Annotated in this window: 17 protein-coding genes and 1 other RNA gene; 7 read left to right on the top strand and 11 right to left on the bottom strand. The window is 59.1% G+C overall.

The genetic code is table 11. The features are described from left to right. Window positions 1–255: 255 nt before the first annotated feature. Complete coding sequence (locus QRN61_RS12885; RefSeq protein ID WP_285373942.1) at window positions 256–1,179, bottom strand: hypothetical protein; 924 nt, start codon at window positions 1,177–1,179, stop codon at window positions 256–258. 205 nt (window positions 1,180–1,384) lie between these two features. On the opposite strand from QRN61_RS12885, the gene QRN61_RS12880 reads away from it, so the two are divergent. Further along, a complete protein-coding gene (locus QRN61_RS12880) occupies window positions 1,385–2,425 on the top strand; it encodes a DMT family transporter (RefSeq protein WP_150370248.1) in 1,041 nt (346 codons plus the stop codon). 18 nt (window positions 2,426–2,443) lie between these two features. After that, window positions 2,444–3,136 carry a hypothetical protein gene (locus QRN61_RS12875; protein WP_257012682.1) on the top strand — a complete coding sequence of 231 codons (693 nt, stop codon included), beginning with the start codon at window positions 2,444–2,446 and terminating at the stop codon, window positions 3,134–3,136. A 177-nt stretch (window positions 3,137–3,313) separates the two neighbouring features. Here the strand turns inward: QRN61_RS12875 and ssrA are convergent. The 8 genes from ssrA to QRN61_RS12835 form a co-directional block, all read right to left on the bottom strand. Beyond that, window positions 3,314–3,703: a transfer-messenger RNA gene (ssrA, locus tag QRN61_RS12870) on the bottom strand. A 96-nt stretch (window positions 3,704–3,799) separates the two neighbouring features. Beyond that, complete coding sequence (locus tag QRN61_RS12865) at window positions 3,800–4,075, bottom strand: PA2433 domain-containing protein (protein ID WP_027610765.1); 276 nt, start codon at window positions 4,073–4,075, stop codon at window positions 3,800–3,802. A gap of 197 nt (window positions 4,076–4,272) precedes the next feature. After that, window positions 4,273–4,554: a PA2433 domain-containing protein gene (locus QRN61_RS12860; RefSeq protein ID WP_027610766.1), complete on the bottom strand. Its 282-nt coding sequence runs from the start codon at window positions 4,552–4,554 to the stop codon at window positions 4,273–4,275. A 132-nt stretch (window positions 4,555–4,686) separates the two neighbouring features. Continuing rightward, window positions 4,687–7,497, bottom strand: a complete 2,811-nt coding sequence (locus tag QRN61_RS12855) for an FAD-binding and (Fe-S)-binding domain-containing protein (protein WP_285373940.1) — start codon at window positions 7,495–7,497, stop codon at window positions 4,687–4,689. After that, window positions 7,494–8,165: a LutC/YkgG family protein gene (locus QRN61_RS12850; protein WP_285373939.1), complete on the bottom strand. Its 672-nt coding sequence runs from the start codon at window positions 8,163–8,165 to the stop codon at window positions 7,494–7,496. The genes QRN61_RS12855 and QRN61_RS12850 overlap by 4 nt, the downstream gene beginning before the upstream one ends. Then, window positions 8,165–9,619, bottom strand: a complete 1,455-nt coding sequence (locus QRN61_RS12845) for a LutB/LldF family L-lactate oxidation iron-sulfur protein (RefSeq protein ID WP_285373938.1) — start codon at window positions 9,617–9,619, stop codon at window positions 8,165–8,167. The genes QRN61_RS12850 and QRN61_RS12845 overlap by 1 nt, the downstream gene beginning before the upstream one ends. Then, on the bottom strand, window positions 9,616–10,440 hold the full coding sequence (locus QRN61_RS12840) for a (Fe-S)-binding protein (RefSeq protein ID WP_027610770.1): 825 nt from the start codon (window positions 10,438–10,440) through the stop codon (window positions 9,616–9,618). Before QRN61_RS12840 ends, QRN61_RS12845 begins: the two co-directional genes overlap by 4 nt. 150 nt (window positions 10,441–10,590) lie before the next feature. Further along, window positions 10,591–12,285 (bottom strand): lactate permease LctP family transporter, encoded by a 1,695-nt coding sequence (locus QRN61_RS12835; protein ID WP_027610771.1) that lies wholly within the window; start codon window positions 12,283–12,285, stop codon window positions 10,591–10,593. A gap of 261 nt (window positions 12,286–12,546) precedes the next feature. On the opposite strand from QRN61_RS12835, the gene QRN61_RS12830 reads away from it, so the two are divergent. Next, on the top strand, window positions 12,547–13,314 hold the full coding sequence (locus QRN61_RS12830; protein ID WP_027610772.1) for a GntR family transcriptional regulator: 768 nt from the start codon (window positions 12,547–12,549) through the stop codon (window positions 13,312–13,314). A 102-nt stretch (window positions 13,315–13,416) separates the two neighbouring features. Here QRN61_RS12830 and smpB read toward each other — a convergent pair whose 3' ends face one another. Further along, complete coding sequence (gene smpB / locus QRN61_RS12825; RefSeq protein WP_003221505.1) at window positions 13,417–13,899, bottom strand: SsrA-binding protein SmpB; 483 nt, start codon at window positions 13,897–13,899, stop codon at window positions 13,417–13,419. A gap of 119 nt (window positions 13,900–14,018) precedes the next feature. Between smpB and QRN61_RS12820 the strand changes: the two genes are divergently transcribed. Genes QRN61_RS12820 through QRN61_RS12810 form a run of 3 tightly spaced genes read left to right on the top strand, consistent with a single transcriptional unit; the run spans window position 14,019 to window position 16,171 of the window. Next, window positions 14,019–15,422 (top strand): sodium-dependent transporter, encoded by a 1,404-nt coding sequence (locus QRN61_RS12820; protein WP_007961408.1) that lies wholly within the window; start codon window positions 14,019–14,021, stop codon window positions 15,420–15,422. A 7-nt stretch (window positions 15,423–15,429) separates the two neighbouring features. Next, window positions 15,430–15,864, top strand: a complete 435-nt coding sequence (locus QRN61_RS12815) for a type II toxin-antitoxin system RatA family toxin (protein ID WP_003221509.1) — start codon at window positions 15,430–15,432, stop codon at window positions 15,862–15,864. Continuing rightward, on the top strand, window positions 15,857–16,171 hold the full coding sequence (locus QRN61_RS12810; protein ID WP_027610773.1) for an RnfH family protein: 315 nt from the start codon (window positions 15,857–15,859) through the stop codon (window positions 16,169–16,171). The genes QRN61_RS12815 and QRN61_RS12810 overlap by 8 nt, the downstream gene beginning before the upstream one ends. 61 nt (window positions 16,172–16,232) lie before the next feature. Here QRN61_RS12810 and QRN61_RS12805 read toward each other — a convergent pair whose 3' ends face one another. Then, window positions 16,233–16,760 (bottom strand): outer membrane protein assembly factor BamE, encoded by a 528-nt coding sequence (locus tag QRN61_RS12805; RefSeq protein WP_027610774.1) that lies wholly within the window; start codon window positions 16,758–16,760, stop codon window positions 16,233–16,235. 97 nt (window positions 16,761–16,857) lie between these two features. Between QRN61_RS12805 and fur the strand changes: the two genes are divergently transcribed. After that, entirely contained in the window at window positions 16,858–17,262 is a 405-nt protein-coding gene (gene fur / locus QRN61_RS12800; protein WP_003221515.1) for a ferric iron uptake transcriptional regulator, read from the top strand. The last annotated feature ends 38 nt before the right edge of the window (window positions 17,263–17,300 follow it).

The following is a 17,300-nucleotide window of genomic DNA, read 5'->3' as shown; positions in this document are numbered from 1 at the left end:
GGACAGGATTGATCACGGGATGGAAAAAAACAAACCGGGTGTATCGCTTCGGCAGCAAACGCCAGGCAAAAAAAAGCCCGCGGGAGAGCGCGGGCGAACCGTAGTTTCTTGAATGAGCGAGCGGACTGTACCGTGTTGATCGAGCCTGAGCAGTGAAGAAAAATTCATCTCGGCAGCGACCGCTCTGCAACGCCTCAGGGCAGATGATCCGCGGCGAAATCGGCTTCCGGGTCGGCCGTAACGAGCCAGGTCATTTCAGAATTCCGTGACCTTGTCCTCGCGCAAAATCCACCCGGCTTCACCCGCCACCAACTTGTACTGAACCTGACGCATCTTCCCAGTACGCCCGGCGCCAGCGTCGGCACTGTCATACACCGGGAAACGTTGCACCAGGGTGCTTTCCACCACCGCAAACGAGTCCTCGCCCTGATAGCCCGACGCGGTCTTCGGGTTGTCGCTGACCGGAGGCAAGTAGATTGCGCTCAGGGATTTCTTGTTGTTGGCTGAATAGGCGATCAGTTCGCCCGGCATGCCGCGCCCGGGCGAGCGGGTAAAAACGTAGAGTTCGGGGGAGCCGTCGTTATTGATGTCGGCGACTTCGGCGCGTACCACATCACCCGTTAGCGCCTGGCTGATGACCGTGTTGTCGATCTCCAGCCCCTTGGGAGCGATGCGCAGCGTCGGTTTGCCATCGACCTGCTCGGTGCTGACGTGAAAAGCGATGCCGTGCAATTCCAGCGTCTGATCGAATGGCTGCTGCCGGCTGATGGCATCGCCATTGACCAGCCTCAGCGACAACTGATAGTTGGCCACTTCATTACGCCGGGCGGCGTTGCGCATGAGGTAGACCTGAACCGTGTACTCGCCATCGCCGGGCAGTGGACCGAGAAAGTGATTGCCCATGATCGAGCCGTTGAACAGCGCGTAATCGGCACCCTTGGCGAGGATGTTGAAGTAGGCGGAGGTGTTGGACGGTTTGAAGTCGACGGTCAGTATCTGGCCGGCCTTGGCGTTGAATGTGTACTGCGCGGTCTGGTCCCCCTTGATCGACTGTTTGCGCTGGATGCTGTCGGCACTGGTTGTGAACGCGATCGGCTCGACGCGCATGGTGGGGGCGTCGGCCGCATGGACGGACAAGGAAATCAGCGCGGCCAGCGCTACGGCAATCCAGCTCTTCATCTTCAACTCCATTGCATCTCGATGTTCGCAGCATAGAGCCTGCTTCGAGTGCCCGCCCAGAGATTGCGCGGATTAAATGTTGCTGGATTTGAGCACGTGCCAGAGGCCGTGTTCCCTGACACGAATCAGTTGTTCACATAATTCTCACCTGAGTTTTGCGATGATGGGCGCCGGTATTCCATCGGCCCCAGCGAGTGATCCCAGCATGAATGTGAGCGTTCTCCACGCATTGATTGCGGCGGCGCTGTTTGGCGCCAGTACGCCCCTCGCCAAACTGTTGGGGGTACAGGTTTCGCCGATTCTGCTGGCCGGGTTGCTCTATCTCGGTAGCGGTCTGGGCTTGACCGCCCTGCGTTTTGTCCGCGATCGTGGCTGGAAGCCTTCCGGGCTCGGCACCGGTGAATGGCCATGGCTGCTCGGCGCCATCGGCTTCGGCGGAGTGCTGGCGCCGGTGGCGCTGATGTTCGGTCTGACCCGAACGTCCGGCGCGAGCGCGTCACTGATGCTCAACCTCGAATCCGTGCTCACGGCGCTGCTGGCGTGGGTGGTGTTCAAGGAAAATGCCGACCGACGAATCGTGATCGGCATGCTCGCCATCGTCGCCGGTGGCGTCGTGCTGTCCTGGCCACAAGAGGCCGTCTCGGCGCAAGACTGGACCGGCCCGTTGGCCGTCGCTTTCGCCTGCTTCTGCTGGGCCATCGACAACAACCTGACCCGTAAAGTCTCGGCCTCGGACGCACTGTTCATCGCCGGCAGCAAAGGCCTGGTGGCGGGGCTGGTCAACTGCACACTGGCCTTGTTCATCGGCACCCAACTACCCGTCGCCACCTCGCTGGTGCCGATCATGCTGGTCGGCTTTCTCGGCTACGGCGTCAGCCTGGTAATGTTCGTCCTCGCCCTGCGCGGCCTCGGCAGCGCACGCACCGGCGCCTACTTTTCCACCGCACCGTTTCTCGGCGCAGGCATCTCGATTCTGCTGCTCGGCGAGTCGATATCGCTGATGTTTCTGCTCGCAGCGGCGTTAATGGCCGTGGGGGTATGGATTCATCTGATGGAAAACCATGTTCATGAGCATCAGCACGAACCGCTTGAGCATGATCATCGGCATACACACGATGAGCATCATCAACATACGCATGGTTTTGACTGGGATGGGGCGGAGCCGCATAGCCATCCGCATGTGCATACGCCGATGCGGCACAGTCATGCGCATTTTCCGGATGTGCATCATCGGCATGGGCATTGATTGAAACTCTGAAGTCTGTTGATTGATGTCATTGTGATATCGTCGCTGTCGATTTCTTCAGTCTTTCATTCGAGTCATTCCATGAAACCAATTTTCCTGTTGTTGCCCATTGCGGCCCTTTTTTCTGCTTTCAGCGTTGCCGCTGCACCTTCGCCGGTGGCGTCGTTTGCCGCTTGTGACGATCACTCCCTGGCAGTCGTGCAATCACCTTTGTTCAAGGATCTGGTGCCGAGCACGGTCGAAAATGGCCAGATCAAATTGTCCGGCGGCACCAAGAGCGATATGGGGCAGCGCTGGATGTTCGCCAAGCCGGTCGAAATTGACGGCATGTCGTTGACCGGCTTCTACGCCGAAGATACAGACCTGATGGGCACTCGCATCATCAGTTGGGGGTTCTACGCCAAACAGACGCCGAATGAACTCCACACCCAGTTGGAAAAAGCGGGCGGGCCGCGTATGGACATGTCGCAGGGACTCTACGCACGCGCGGAAATCTGGTCCCACGGCAAATCCAACTGGCAGCCGGAAGACCCATCCGCAACGGCGGGCAAGCTGGTTGTCGACAGTGCCGAGCGCGTGTTCCTGATCGAGCCTGCTCCGCAAGAGCTGACGACTGGCAGCAAGGGGATGTTTACCTGCTCGATTCAAGGCAAGGTCAATGAGGCAATGCTCAAATCCAGCCGCCCGGATCTGCTCAGCGCGGTTCATTGATTTTGATGAATGCGGGTACGAAAAAGGACGACATCGTGTCGTCCTTTTTTATGAGTAGGCTGAGCATTGCCGGGGTTATCGAGTTCGATCGCTTGCAGGCTGTGGGTTTGTGTGGCCGGTTTGGCTGATGTGCAAATGCGACAAAGCCCGCACAAGGCGGGCTTTGTCGTCGAGAGTTGGTGGAGCCGGGGGGATTTGAACCCCCGTCCGCCAGTGCTCCGCTGTCGGTACTACATGCGTAGCCGTGTCTATTAAGTTAACCCTCAGCGACCCGACGGGCAGGGTGCTTTGGGCGAGTTGTGTAAGTTTTAGCCGCTTCGTCCACAACGTACTGCACGGCGATTCTGTTCTATATGACAATCATTTCGGGTTTACAGACATCCCCTGATGATTGCTGGGCCCGAAGGCACCAGGAGTGCATGTCAGCTGCAATTAAGCAGCGAGAGCAGCACCGTATTGGTCGTCATTGGCAACTATAAGAAGTTGCAACAGTGGATTTACGACTTCTGTTACCAAGTCGGCATGCACCTAAAGTTTCGTCACCGGCGTCGAATCCTAATCGGCCCCGAACTCATTGCCTCGTACATCAGGTGAGGCAACAAGCCTGCGCAGTGTACGCCAAACGGCCGGCGAGGCCAACCCGAAGGTTGGCCTCGTGGCATATCAATTGCGCGTTGGATTGCGGATTTGCATTTTGGTTATCAAGGAAGAGGTGACCTCAACGCAATCCTTGTCATTGCCGGCCGCCTGCGCGTCTTCAGCTTTTTTCTGCGCTTCCTTGACGTTGTTCATGGACGTCTCGGGAATTGACGGCTGACTGGTAACGAAGTCTTTGATGGTTTGAAGATTCCCGGCACAAAGGTCTTTGTCTGCCGCAAACACCGGCGACGTCAGCAGGGCACCAGCGATGAACAATCCAGCAATTGCAGAATGCTTCATGGGTATCTCCTTGAACGGTTGGTCTCGGTGCTGCCGGACGGTCTGGCGGCGATGCCGAGGTCGTAACAGGCCGTGTTTGGTAGTGGGCCTGTTCAATCGACCGCGGCCGCACGCAGGAATTCGGTTTTTTTTACATCCTGGCCCGTCAACCCGAATCGCGCTGCATCAGGCCACCTGAAGACTGGTCGTCCCGAGGTTTATTTCTTGGTATCACCCGTCGAGTTCTGGATTACCAGAAGGGTCTGCTGGGTTTCCGCCAGGCAGTCGTCAATCCTGCCCTGAGCCTTGAGGGCCTGGGCTTTGCTGACGCTTGCCGAGACGCGCGAATTCAGATCCGGCGACGTCTGATATTGCGTCTTGGCGCTTTCGATCTTTTGCAGATTCGCCTCGCACAAGTCGGCAGGTTTGCCATCGGCGAACGAAGTAGAAGCCATCATCGAGGCAGTAACGAACAGACCAAACAGTACAGAATGCTTCATGAGTATCTCCTTGCACTGAGGAATCCAGACTCTCGCTGACCGTCAGAGCAGGCCTGCGAAAGGAGGAAAAGCCCCGCGTGTTCGGGGCTTGTTCTGTGGACTACCGCCTCGCTCAAGGGTTCTAACTTTCTTTTAGCAGACCTTCGCTCGAGTGACCCGATCCACCAGATAGACCAGTCCGTGATAGTCGATGCCGCCGTGCTGCGTCAGGCCGATCTCACAGGTGCGGCTGGTGGAAATCCCCTCGTTGCAATGTTGCACCGCGCCCTTGAGTGTGCGCAGCGAGTGGCTGTTCAGCTCCGGCGTGGTGAAACCCTTATCACCGGCAAACCCGCAACAATGGATGCCTTCCGGGATCACCACGGTTTTGCTGCATTTGCGTGCCAGTTCGATCAGCGCCTGGCTTTCGCCCAGATGCTGCGTGCTGCAGGTCACATGAACTGCAATCGGTGCTTCTTGCGGGGTGAACTCCAGTCGATCGAGAAGATGCGTACGGATGAAGCGCACCGGGTCATACAGATCCAGGCGAACATTTCCCACGTCCTGCACCAGGCGCAAGGTGCACGGGCTGGTGTCGCAATAGATCGGATCGAGTCCACCGCGACTGGCGTGCAGCAGCGCGCTGATCAATTCCTGACGCTTGTGCTCGGCCTGTTCGGCATAGCCTTTGGAAGCAAACGGCTGACCGCAGCAGAGGTTGTCCTGATTGTCCGGGAACACCACTTGGTAACCGGCCTTTTCCAGCAAGCCACGGGTCTTGTCGTACAGCGACATCTGCTCTTTGTCGCCGGCTGCCGGGCCCATCACCCGTGAAACACAGGCGGCCAGATACACAACGCGTGGGCGTTCGTCGGACACGCTCGGGCTGAAGCGAATGGCTTTTTCCGGTTGCGGCATCGCGTTGGTCCACAGCGGCACCTGCCCCTTGGACAAAAGCGTCAGGGTTGCCGACAGCTTCGCCAGGCGCGTTGCGCCAAGCAACATCCGTGCGCCGTTGGCCACGTGCAGGGTGAAGCGTGCGCCTTGCAGGGTCTTGGCGAAATTTCCTTCGATCCAGTCAGCGGTTTTCTGATGCGTGGCGTTACGGGCGCGGAGCTTTTTCACCAGTTCGCCGGTATTGATGCCTACGGGGCAACGCTGCGCGCACAAGCCTGTCGCGGCACAGGTTTCAATGCCTTGGTACTCGTAGGCTTGTTCCAGCTCGGTGGTGTCAACGCCGGCGCGTTTCTTCGCCTGAATGTCACGCCAGATCACGATGCGCTGGCGCGGGCTGAGGGTCAGACCTTTCGACGGGCAGACCGGTTCGCAGAAGCCGCACTCGATGCATTTATCGACAATCTCGTCAGCCGCCGGCAGCGGCTTGAGGTGCTTGAGGTGGATCTGCGGATCTTCGCTGAGCACCACGTCGGGGTTGAGGATGCCGTTGGGGTCGAGCAGACGTTTGAGCTGCCACATCAACTGATAGGCATCGCTGCCCCATTCCAGCTCAACGAACGGCGCCATGTTGCGCCCGGTGCCGTGTTCGGCCTTGAGCGAACCGCCGAATTCCACCGCCACCAGTTGCGCCACGTCGTCCATGAACGCCTGATAGCGTGCGACTTCTTCCGGACTGTTGAAGCCTTGGGTGAAAACGAAGTGCAGATTGCCTTCCAGTGCGTGTCCGAAAAGGATCGCTTCGTCGTAGGCGTGTTTGTCGAACAGCGCGATCAGGCGATTGACGCCGATGGCCAGTTGTTCGACCGGGAAGGTCACGTCTTCGATGATCACCGTGGTGCCAGTTTTGCGCACGGCGCCGACGGCGGGAAAGGTGTCCTTGCGGATGGCCCAAAGCTTGGCGTTCTCGGCCGGATCTTCGGTGAAATCGACCTGTTTTTCCACCGGAAAACTGGTCAACGAAGCCATGATCTGCGCCAGTTGTTCTTGCAGCAAAGTGGAAGAGGCGGCGCGGGATTCGATCAGCAGCGCGCAGGCATTATTCGACAGCTGCTGTACGAAATCCGGCATGCCCGGTTTGTCCTGCACCGAGCGCAGGCTGCGTCGATCGAGCAATTCCACCGCCGACACCGGTTGGCTTTTCAGCACGGTGACCGCGTTGCAGCAGGTTTCCACATCCGGGAACACGATCAGCGCCGATGCCTTGTTCGGGTGGTCGATCACCGTGTCGTAGGTCACCGCGCTGATGAAGCCAAGGGTGCCTTCGGAACCGACCAGCAAGTGGCTCAAGATATCCACAGGCTCGTCGAAATCCACCAGGGCGTTGAGTGACAGGCCGGTGGTATTTTTCAGACGATATTTGTGGCGGATTCGCGCAGCCAGTTCTGCATTGGCGCGGGTCTCGCGGCCCAATGTCGCCAGGCGCTCCAGCAGATCCCCGTGGCTTATGCGGAAAGCGGCGACACTGGCGGCGTCTTCGGTGTCGAGACGGGTGCCGTCGGCGAGTACCAGGCGAATTCCGGCCAGTGTGTGATAGGTGTTTTGCGCGGTGCCGCAGCACATGCCGCTGGCGTTGTTGGCGACGATGCCGCCGATCTTGCAAGCGTTGATCGACGCCGGGTCCGGGCCGATCTTGCGCCCGAACGGTGCCAGCCACGCGTTGGCCTGCGCGCCGATCACGCCCGGCTGCAGGCGAATCTGCATGCCTTGGCCGCGAATCTCGCGAGCGTTCCAGTTATCCCCCAGCACAATCAGCACCGAATCGCTGATTGCCTGCCCGGACAAACTGGTGCCAGCGGCGCGGAAGGTCACCGGAACCTGATCGCGCTGGGCCAGTTTCAATAGCGCCACCACTTCATCTTCGGACTCGACGCGGATCACCAGTTTGGGAATCAGCCGATAAAAACTGGCGTCGGTGCCGAAGGCCAATGTCGACAGCGGATCGTCGAAGCGGCGATCCGCTGGGATCAGTTGCTGCGCATCGCGCAGGAAATTCACCGGAAGCGTCATTGGTCCTCCAGGATCAGTACCACCAAATCTTTCGGGCCGTGGGCGCCGTAGGCCAGCACTTGTTCGATGTCGGCAGTTTTCGACGGGCCGGACACCAGCAGCGCGTTGGTCGGCATGCCTTGGGCCCACTCGAATTCCTGTTGCACTTGATAGAAGTTGTCGCGGATTTCGCTGGCCTTAAGCAGGGCGAAATGCACCGGCGGCACCAGGCTCATCAATCGCGGCTCTTCACGAGTGGGCCAGAGAATCAGGCTGCCGGTCGCGGCGATGGCACCGAGAGTGCCGGTAAGGCTGGCCGGGGTGTCGTTGAACAGCTCGGCTTTCCAATCCTCCATCGGCCGGTTGTAGGACTTCAGCGTCGGCAGATCAGGATTATTCGTCCAATGTTGTGTGATGCGCTGCCCGTGCGGCGTAGTCGGTGCGATCAGCAGGCTTGGCAACTGACGGTCACGCAGCAACTGCGCGAGCAGCGTCGGCCAGTCTGCGCCGGTAGTCAGATGGATCTCGGTGTGGACCGCTTCCATCAGTTTTCGCAGTTGCGGGATGCGTTGCTCGGCGCTGTAGGTGTAAGGCTGGGTCACCAGATCGACGTCGAAGTCGTCGGCAATCGGTGTGGTGCCGGTCAGACTTTTCCGTAGCTTGGCGAGGATATTTTGCTTGGCGCTCATCAGCGATCTCCCTGTTTGCCCAGATGCTCGCGGGCCATGTCGTGCAGTGAGCGGGCGGCGGGTTTGGGTGCGCTGTGGTTTTGTGTCCACGGGCCGACATTGCTCGGCGTTAACGCACGCAGGCGCGTGGCGAAGAAACCGAACAACCGATACAACGTCGGCGAGCTGTTGAGTTTCGCCCACGCGTTCCAGATGAAACGTTCCTTGCGCGAATACTTGCTGCCTTGGCCGCGCATCACTGGATGCGGACTGTCCGGGGCTTTGACGTTTTCTTCGCGCAATCGCCGCAGCAGGGCAGGGATAGGAATTTTCACCGGGCACACTTCACCGCAGGCACCGCACAACGACGAGGCGCTCGGGTGATCCGGGACTTTTGCCAGACCGACCATGTGCGGGGTGATGATTTTGCCGATCGGACCCGGGTACACCTCACCGTAAGTGTGACCACCGACGCGGGTGTAAACCGGGCAATGGTTCATGCAGGCACCGCAGCGGATGCAGTTGAGGGTCTGGCGCAGTTCGCTGTCGGCAAAGGCCTGGCTGCGACCGTTGTCGAGCAGCACCAGATGCACTTCTTGCGGGCCGTCGAGTTCATGCGCCTTGCGCGGGCCGGAGATCATGTTGACGTAAGTGGTGATCGGAATGCCCAGCGCCGAGCGGGTCAGCAGCGACAGCAGCGGCACCACGTCGCGCAGGTTTTCCACGACCTTTTCGATGCCGGTGACGGCGATGTGCACCGGCGGCACGGTGGTGGTCATGCGGCCGTTGCCTTCGTTTTCCACCAGCAGCAGGGTGCCGGTTTCGGCCACGGCGAAGTTGACGCCGGAAACGCCGATGTCCGCTTCGAAGAATTTCTGCCGCAGGACCCTGCGACCGATCTGAATGAGTTGGTCAACGTCCTTGGTGTACTCCACGCCAAGTTTGTCGTGGAACAAGGACGCGACCTGACCGGCATTCTTGTGGATCGCCGGCATAATGATGTGTGAAGGCTTCTCGTGGTCGAGCTGGACGATGTATTCCCCCATGTCGGACTCCAGGCATTCAACACCTTGAGCCTCGAGGAAATGGTTCATCTCCATCTCTTCGCTGACCATCGATTTGCCCTTGATCACTTGCCGCGCCTCGTGAGCGCGGATGATCGAAAGGACGATGCCATTGGCCTCGTCCACCGTTTCCGCCCAGTGCACTGTCACACCGTTGCGGGTCAGGTTCTGTTCCAGTTGCTCGAGCAGGTCGGGCAACTTGGAGAGCGCACGCGCCCTGATCGAGTTGCCCAGGGCGCGCAAGTGTTCTCTTTCGTGGGCATCGCTGAAAGCCGCTGCCCGCTTGGTCATCAGTGAATCCATCGCAGTGCGGAAGTTGTTCCGTAGCTGCTGATCACCCAAGGCGTTGTGTGCTCGGGTGCGGAAATCTTCTTCTACGGCAACCGTAGGAATAATCGTCGAGGTGCTCATTGCGCACCTCCGGTTCGTTGCCACAGAAAGCTGGCGAGATGTTGCCCGCGCAGCGCTTCCTTTTGTTTCTCCAACGCGCCGTTGATGTTCATCAAACAGCCACAGTCGGCGCTCAACACTTTGTGCGCGCCGGAATCCTTCAACGCCCGGGTCTTGTCCGCCACCATCGCGCCGGAAATGTCTGGCATACGGACGCTGAATGTCCCACCGAAGCCACAGCATTCGCTTTCGTGGTCGTGGTTGACCCGTTCCACGTTGCTCAACTGCGCCAACAACTCGCGGCCGTGCAGGTGGGTGTTCATTTCGCGCCGTGCCGAACACGAAGTGTGCAGCGCGACTTTCACCGGCTCACCGCTGTCCTTGAGCTGCACCTTGCAGACGAACAGCAGGAACTCGGCCAGCTCATAGGTGCGGGCCGCGAGTGCCTGCACCTGTTTCAACGTTTGCGGCTCGTCCTTGAACAAGTCGGCGTAATGCTCGCGCAACATGCCCGCGCAGGAACCCGACGGCACCACCACCGGATAATCCCCGGCAAACAGCGCCAGTTGCGCGCGCGCCACCGTCCGCGCCTGCTCGGTATAACCCGAGGTGTAGGCCGGTTGCCCGCAGCAGCTCTGCCCTTGCGGGTACTCGACCTTGATCCCTTCACGCTCGAGCAAGTGGATCGCGTCCATCCCGGCTTCGGGGTAGAACAGGTCGACCACGCACGTGCCGAACAGATAGACCCGCGACGGTTTCTCGCTGGGGTACTGCCGAGGTTCGGGCAGTGGCGGTGCGACGCGGGTGGCGTTGGGCACAGCGTTGTAAAAAAGCTCGCTCATCAGGCGTGTCTCCGGGTGGGCCCGGTTATCCGTCTGTTGAGACTGCTGAATATAAAGAGCCTTGCTTTCAGCAGCCTTACAGACCGGGGTGTGAATTGCTGACGCCGGAATCACCAGCCGGCGTCGGTTATTTCCGTTTTGTTTATAGGTTTAGTGCACCAGCATGCCGGTGAACCAGTAGGCCTGGGCCAGAGTGATCAGGCCGACAATCGTGGCAAAGAATAGGCTGTGCTTGAGGGTGAAGCGGAACAGATCCGATTCCTTGCCCACCAGCCCGGTGGCAGCGCAGGCCACGGCGATCGATTGCGGCGAGATCATCTTGCCGGTCACACCGCCGCTGGTATTGGCGGCTACCAGCAGGGTGTCATTGACGCCGATCTGGTGCGCGGTGGTCGCCTGCAGCGAACTGAACAGCGCGTTGGACGAGGTATCCGAGCCGGTGAGGAACACGCCCAGCCAGCCGAGGAATGGCGAGAAGAACGGGAAGGCTGCGCCGGTCGCGGCCAAGACCAGCGCCATGGTCGAAGACATGCCCGAGTAGTTGGTGACGAAAGCGAAGGCCAGCACCATGCCGATCGACAGAATAGGCCAGCGCAGTTCGTAGAAGGTTTCTTTCAAAGTGGTCAGACCAGTTTTGAAATTGATCTTCAGTACCAGCATCGAGATCAGCGCCGAGAAGAAAATCGCGGTACCGGTCGCGGAAATCGGGTCGAGTTTGAACACGGCCGGGATGGCGGTCGGGGTGGCGACGATCGGAGCAGTCTTGATCACCAGTTGATCAAGGTGCGGGATGGCGAAGTTGAACACCCAGGCGTACATCGAACCGCCGGCGGCAAACATGGCCTTGAACGGCTTGAGGGTCCAGATGGTTACCAGCACGGTGAGGATCAGGAATGGCGACCAGGCGATGAAAATTTCCCAGAGGCTGTAAGGCGACGCCACGGTGCTGCGCTTCTGGCCGAAACCTCCTGCGCTGGCGGTCACCACCGAGGCCGAAACGGCGCCAGCGATGTGTTGGCCGGCGGCGCGTTTTGGCTGCCAGACTTTGAGGAACAGGGTCAGGGAAATCAGGCTGGCCAGGGCCGAGGTGATGTCCGGCAGCTCCGGGCCGATGAAGTTCGAAGTGAAGTACTGGGTCACGGCGAAGCTCAGGCCTGCAACCAGCGCTGCCGGCCAGGTTTCACGCACGCCACGCAGGCCGTCCATCATGAACACCAGCCAGAACGGCACGAACAGCGACAGCAGTGGCAGTTGGCGGCCGGTCATGGCGCCGATCTTGAACGCGTCGATGCCCGTCACCTGACCCGCAACAATGATCGGAATGCCCAGTGCGCCAAACGCTACTGGCGCGGTGTTGGCAATCAGGCACAGGCCAGCGGCGTACAGCGGGTTGAAGCCGAGACCGACCAGCAGCGCAGCGGTGATCGCCACGGGCGCGCCGAAGCCGGCAGCACCTTCCAGAAACGCACCGAAGCAGAAACCGATCAGCAGCACCTGCAGACGCTGGTCGTCAGTGATCGACAGCACCGAACTGCGAATGACCTCGAACTGACCACTCTTGACCGTCAGTTTGTAGAGGAACACCGCCGCGACAATGATCCAGGCAATCGGCCACAGACCATAGGCAAAGCCGTATCCAGCAGCGGCGAAGGCCATGTCGACCGGCATGTGGAAGGCGAAAATCGCCACGGCAATCGACAGGGCCAGCGTGATGCTGCCGGCCACGTGACCTTTGAGGCGGAACACCGCCAGCGCGAGAAAGAAGAAAACGATGGGGATGACGGCCGCAAGAGCGGAGACGCCGAGACTGCCGAGCGGGGTATAGAGCTGTTGCCAGGTTTGCATATGGGGTGGCCCCTAATTGTTGTTGGTCAGGCACTGTCAGCGTTCTTGGTTAATTGGTAATACCAATTTACAATCGCTGTTGGCTAGGGTAAAAGCCTTGATGTCGGTGTGTCAATTTGTCGCCCTGAAAGTTTTGTCGAACAGGCGGTGCAGAGGGCATCTGATCCGGTCGGGCGAGTGTGCGCTGACAGGTGTCGGTGGGGCGCCGATAGGCCAGAATAGAGAGCCCGGCGAGCGGTCGGGATCGTGGAGAATTGAGTTATGGGGTTTGATCAGATTCGTCAGCGCCGTTTGTCTGACGATATTGTCGAGCGCCTCGAGGGGATGATCCTCGAGGGCACGCTGAAGTCCGGTGAGCGGCTTCCGGCCGAGCGCGCTTTGGCCGAGCAGTTCGGCGTATCGCGTCCGTCGTTGCGCGAAGCGATTCAGAAACTGGCGGCCAAAGGTTTGCTGGTCAGTCGCCAGGGCGGCGGTAACTATGTGGTGGAAACGCTCGGCTCGACCTTCAGCGATCCTCTGCTATTGCTGCTGGAGAGCAATCCCGAGGCGCAGCGCGACTTGCTGGAGTTTCGGCACACTCTGGAGGCATCGTGTGCCTATTACGCAGCATTGCGCGCTACGGACGTGGATCGTGAGCGTCTGACTGCTGCGTTCAATGAGTTGCAGGATTGCTATACGCGGCATGACGAAGTGAGCCGGGCGGAAGAGGGCGCGGCGGATGCGAAGTTTCATCTGGCGATCGCCGAAGCCAGCCATAACGCGGTGCTGCTGCACACCATTCGCGGTCTGTTCGATTTGCTCAAGCGCAACGTGGTGACCAACATTGGCGGCATGTACAAGCAGCGCACGGAAACCCGCGACATGCTGATCTCTCAGCACCGGGAGTTGTATCTGGCGATTATCGAGGGGCGCGCGGAGCAGGCGCGCGAGGTTTCCAGCCGGCACATTCTGTATGTGCAGGAAGTGCTGGAAGAGGTGCGGCAGGAAGTTCAGCGCATGGCTCGGGCGGAGCGGCGCAAGGGGATGTAGCTTTTAGAAGCAAAAAGATCGCAGCCTTCGGCAGCTCTTACAGGGAAATTCTCATTCCTGTGTAGGAGCTGCCGCAGGCTGCGATCTTTTAAAGCAGGAAAATTATTCTTCCTTGCCCTTGTTGCGCACGGCGCGCTGCAACTCACGACCGGCGTCGCGTTCGCGCTCGGTGTCACGCTTGTCGTATTCCTTCTTGCCCTTGCCCAGAGCAATTTCGCACTTGACCATGTGCTTGCTCCAGTAGAAGGACAGGCACACGCAGGCGTAGCCTTTCTGTTGCACGGCAGCGGCGAGTTTTTCCAGCTCGCGCTTGTTCAGCAGCAGTTTGCGGGTGCGGGTCGGATCGGCGATGACGTGGGTGCTGGCGGTCATCAACGGCGTGATGTGACTGCCGAGGAGCCAGGCTTCGCCATCCTTGAGCAGCACGTAACTGTCGACCAGTTGCAGCTTGCTTGCCCGCAGACTTTTTACTTCCCAGCCGGCCAGGACCAGACCAGCCTCGAAACGATGTTCGATGAAGTAATCGTGTCGCGCCTTTTTGTTCTGCGCGATGGTCCCTGTTGGGTGTTTCTTCTGTTTAGCCATAGGGGCGGCATTATATGGAGATAAACGGTCCTCGGCTACGGTGATGCTGCGTGCTTGAGCACGTTGAGTGAATCCCGGACAATGCGGCCTCTTTTTCTAACGCTTGGGCGTGATATTCAATGTCGACAGACAAGGTTTCTGTCCACGGCAGTTGGGCTAGCCGCTGGGTTTTCATATTCGCCGCGACCGGTTCGGCCGTGGGACTGGGCAGCATCTGGAAATTCCCCTACATGGTCGGGGTCTACGGCGGCGGCGCCTTCGTGCTGATGTTTCTGGCCTGCATCGCATTGATCGGGATCCCGGTCATGCTGGCTGAAACCCTGATCGGCCGCCGCGCACGACAGAGTCCGGCGAACGCCCTGAAGGTGCTGGCGCTGGAAGCCGGGCACTCGGGCAAGTGGTCGTGGGGCGCATTTGCCGGGATGATCACGGCGTTGCTGATCCTGTCTTTCTATAGTGTGGTTGGCGGCTGGTCGCTGGATTACATCATCGACATGGGGCGCGGCGACTTCCAGGGCGCCACGGCGGAGCAGGTCGGCGCTTATTTCGGCAATGTCATCTCCGATCCCTGGCGCCTGACACTTTGGCACACAGTTTTCATGCTGTTGTCGGCCGTGGTGATCGCCAAAGGCGTGGTTGCCGGGCTTGAGCGCAGTCTGCGGATCATGATGCCGCTGCTGTTCGTGATGGTGCTGGTGTTGCTGGGTTACAGCATGACCACCGGGCATTTCATGGAGGGCGTGCATTTCATGTTCGATTTCCACCCGGAAAAAGTCCTCGACGGCTTGCTGCCCGCCATGGGCCATGCGTTCTTTTCCCTGAGCGTGGGCGTCGGCTCGATCATGATCTACGGCGCTTACATGACCAAGGAAGCCTCGTTGTCCGGCACGGTGGTCGGTGTGGCACTGCTCGACACCTTCGTGTCGCTGGTGGCCGGTCTGGCATTGTTTCCGATTGTGTTTGCTGGCGGTTTGAACCCTAGCGAAGGTCCGGGCCTGATGTTCGTCAGTCTGCCATTTGCCTTCGGTAACGTGGTTTTCGGCCAATTGATGGGCGTGGTGTTCTTTGTCCTGGTGGCAATTGCCGCCTGGAGCTCGGCGATTTCCCTGCTCGAGCCGATGGTTGCCTATCTGGTTGAACGCACGAAAATCAGCCGTGGCTGGGTGACTTTCTGGCTGGCATTCATTTGCTGGTTCGTCGGTCTCGGTACGGTTTTCTCTTTCAATATCTGGAAGGAAGCCAAATTTTTCGTGAACGATGGCGGGCTGTTCCATCTCTATCAATGGGGTGCGGCAGGTGGTCTGGACTTCTTCGGCGTGATCGATTTCTTCACCTCGCGGATCATGTTGCCGCTCGGTGGCCTGTGCTTCGTGCTGTTTGCCGGTTGGGTGATGGGGCGTGAGGCGGTGCGTGACGAGTTGTCGATTCGTAACCCGGCGCTGTTTGCCCTGTCCCTGTTCTTGATGCGCTACGTGGCGCCCATCGGCATTCTGGTAGTGTTTGCCGCTCAGCTCTGGAAGTAACGCTTACATGACGACACATATTCAACGTTCGGCGTTGCTGCCATACCCGGCGCAATTCCTCTACGACCTGGTCAACGACGTCGCGCGTTACCCGGAATTCTTGCCATGGTGCTCGTCCGCCGAGGTGCTGGAGAGTTCGCCCGAGCACATGCGTGCCAGCGTTGGCGTGGCCAAGGGCGGTCTGAGTCAGCACTTCGTCACGCGCAATACGCTGGTGCCGGGGCAATCGATCGAGATGAACCTGGAAGAAGGCCCGTTCAACCAACTGCATGGCGTCTGGGTCTTCAAGGCGTTGAACGAGAAGGCCTGCAAGATCAGCCTTGACCTGTCTTTCGACTACGCCGGCCCGCTGGTGCGCGCGACACTCGGCCCGCTGTTCAATCAGGCGGCGAATACGTTGGTGGATGCGTTCTGCCAGCGCGCCAAGCAGATGCATGGTTGAGCCGGTGATCGAGATTGAGGTGGTGTATGCCGCCGTGGATCGTCAGATCTTGCGCACTTTGAGCGTTCCTGAAGGGACGACAGTGCGTGAGACGGTGCTCAAGTCAGGTATTGGCGATGAATTTCCGGAACTGGACTTGAGCGAGTGCCCGTTGGGTATCTTCGGCAAAGTGATCGCGGATCCGCAGGTTCGCCTGATTCAGGCAGGGGATCGCATCGAGATCTACCGGCCGCTATTGGCAGATCCGAAAGAGGTTCGGCGCTTGCGGGCGGCCAAGGCTGCCGAAGCCAAGGCGCGAAATCAGTAGGACGAGCAAATCGCAGGCAATAAAAAACCCGGAAATTCCGGGTTTTTTATTGCCTCGCACATTACTGCGGCGAGGTGTCCAGCGGCTCAGGCGTCGGAACCGGAACGGTTTCAACACCGTCCACATCCTTCTGGATCGAATCCAGCAAGGAGCCTGGTTTAGCTGGTTGTTCCGGCTTCGGCTTCTCGGCGTTTTCAGCAGGGGCGGTCACGCTGGTGCCACTGTCCTTGCCGAGAATGGCTTCGTCACGGCTCACGCCCGGCATGAAGTCACCGGACAGGCTGACAAGCTGGTCGTTGGAGTTGAAGTTAACACTCACGCGTTCCTGTTGGCGTTCACCGCCACCAGGTTGCAGGCTGTACAGATAATCCCAGCGATCGGCATGGAACGTGTCGGTCAGCAGAGGGTTACCCATGATAAACCGTACTTGCCGACGGGTCATTCCCGGGCGTAACTGGTCTATCATGTCCTGCGTGACGACATTGCCCTGCTGGATGTCGATTTTGTAAACCCCGGGGAATGAACAACCGGCGAGTGCGAGCAGTCCCACAAAGGTGAAACTGGTTAGCAAGAGCTTGGTGTTTTGCATCGGTGGGCGACTTCCACTATCTTGGCTGGGACAACGTAAACGCCGATCATACCCGCATTAAGAGAAGCTGCGAAGCAGCATCGCGAGAAAGCTGACCATGGTTGAAAATAGCGAACTACGCAAAGCCGGCCTCAAAGTGACCCTGCCACGGGTCAAGATCCTGCAAATGCTCGATTCTACCGAGCAGCGTCACATGAGTGCCGAAGACGTCTACAAGGCGTTGATGGAAGCGGGCGAGGACGTTGGTCTGGCCACGGTTTACCGTGTTCTGACCCAGTTCGAAGCCGCTGGCCTCGTGGTCCGTCACAACTTCGACGGTGGCCACGCGGTATTCGAACTGGCCGACGGTGGCCACCACGACCACATGGTCAACGTGGAAACCGGTGAAGTCGTCGAATTCGTCAGTCCGGAAATCGAAAAGCTCCAGAAGGCAATTGCCGAGGAGCACGGTGTTGATCTGGTAGATCACAATCTGGTGCTGTACGTACGCAAGAAAAAGTAAGCATGTCGCGCGAATTTCAGGTTCGCGAAACGAACGAA

The organism is Pseudomonas sp. lyk4-TYG-107 (genome assembly GCF_030209055.1).
Taxonomy (GTDB): domain Bacteria; phylum Pseudomonadota; class Gammaproteobacteria; order Pseudomonadales; family Pseudomonadaceae; genus Aquipseudomonas; species Aquipseudomonas putida_A.
The sequence above is the reverse complement of the archived record's forward strand: the minus strand, read 5'-3'. Positions and strand labels throughout refer to the sequence as shown.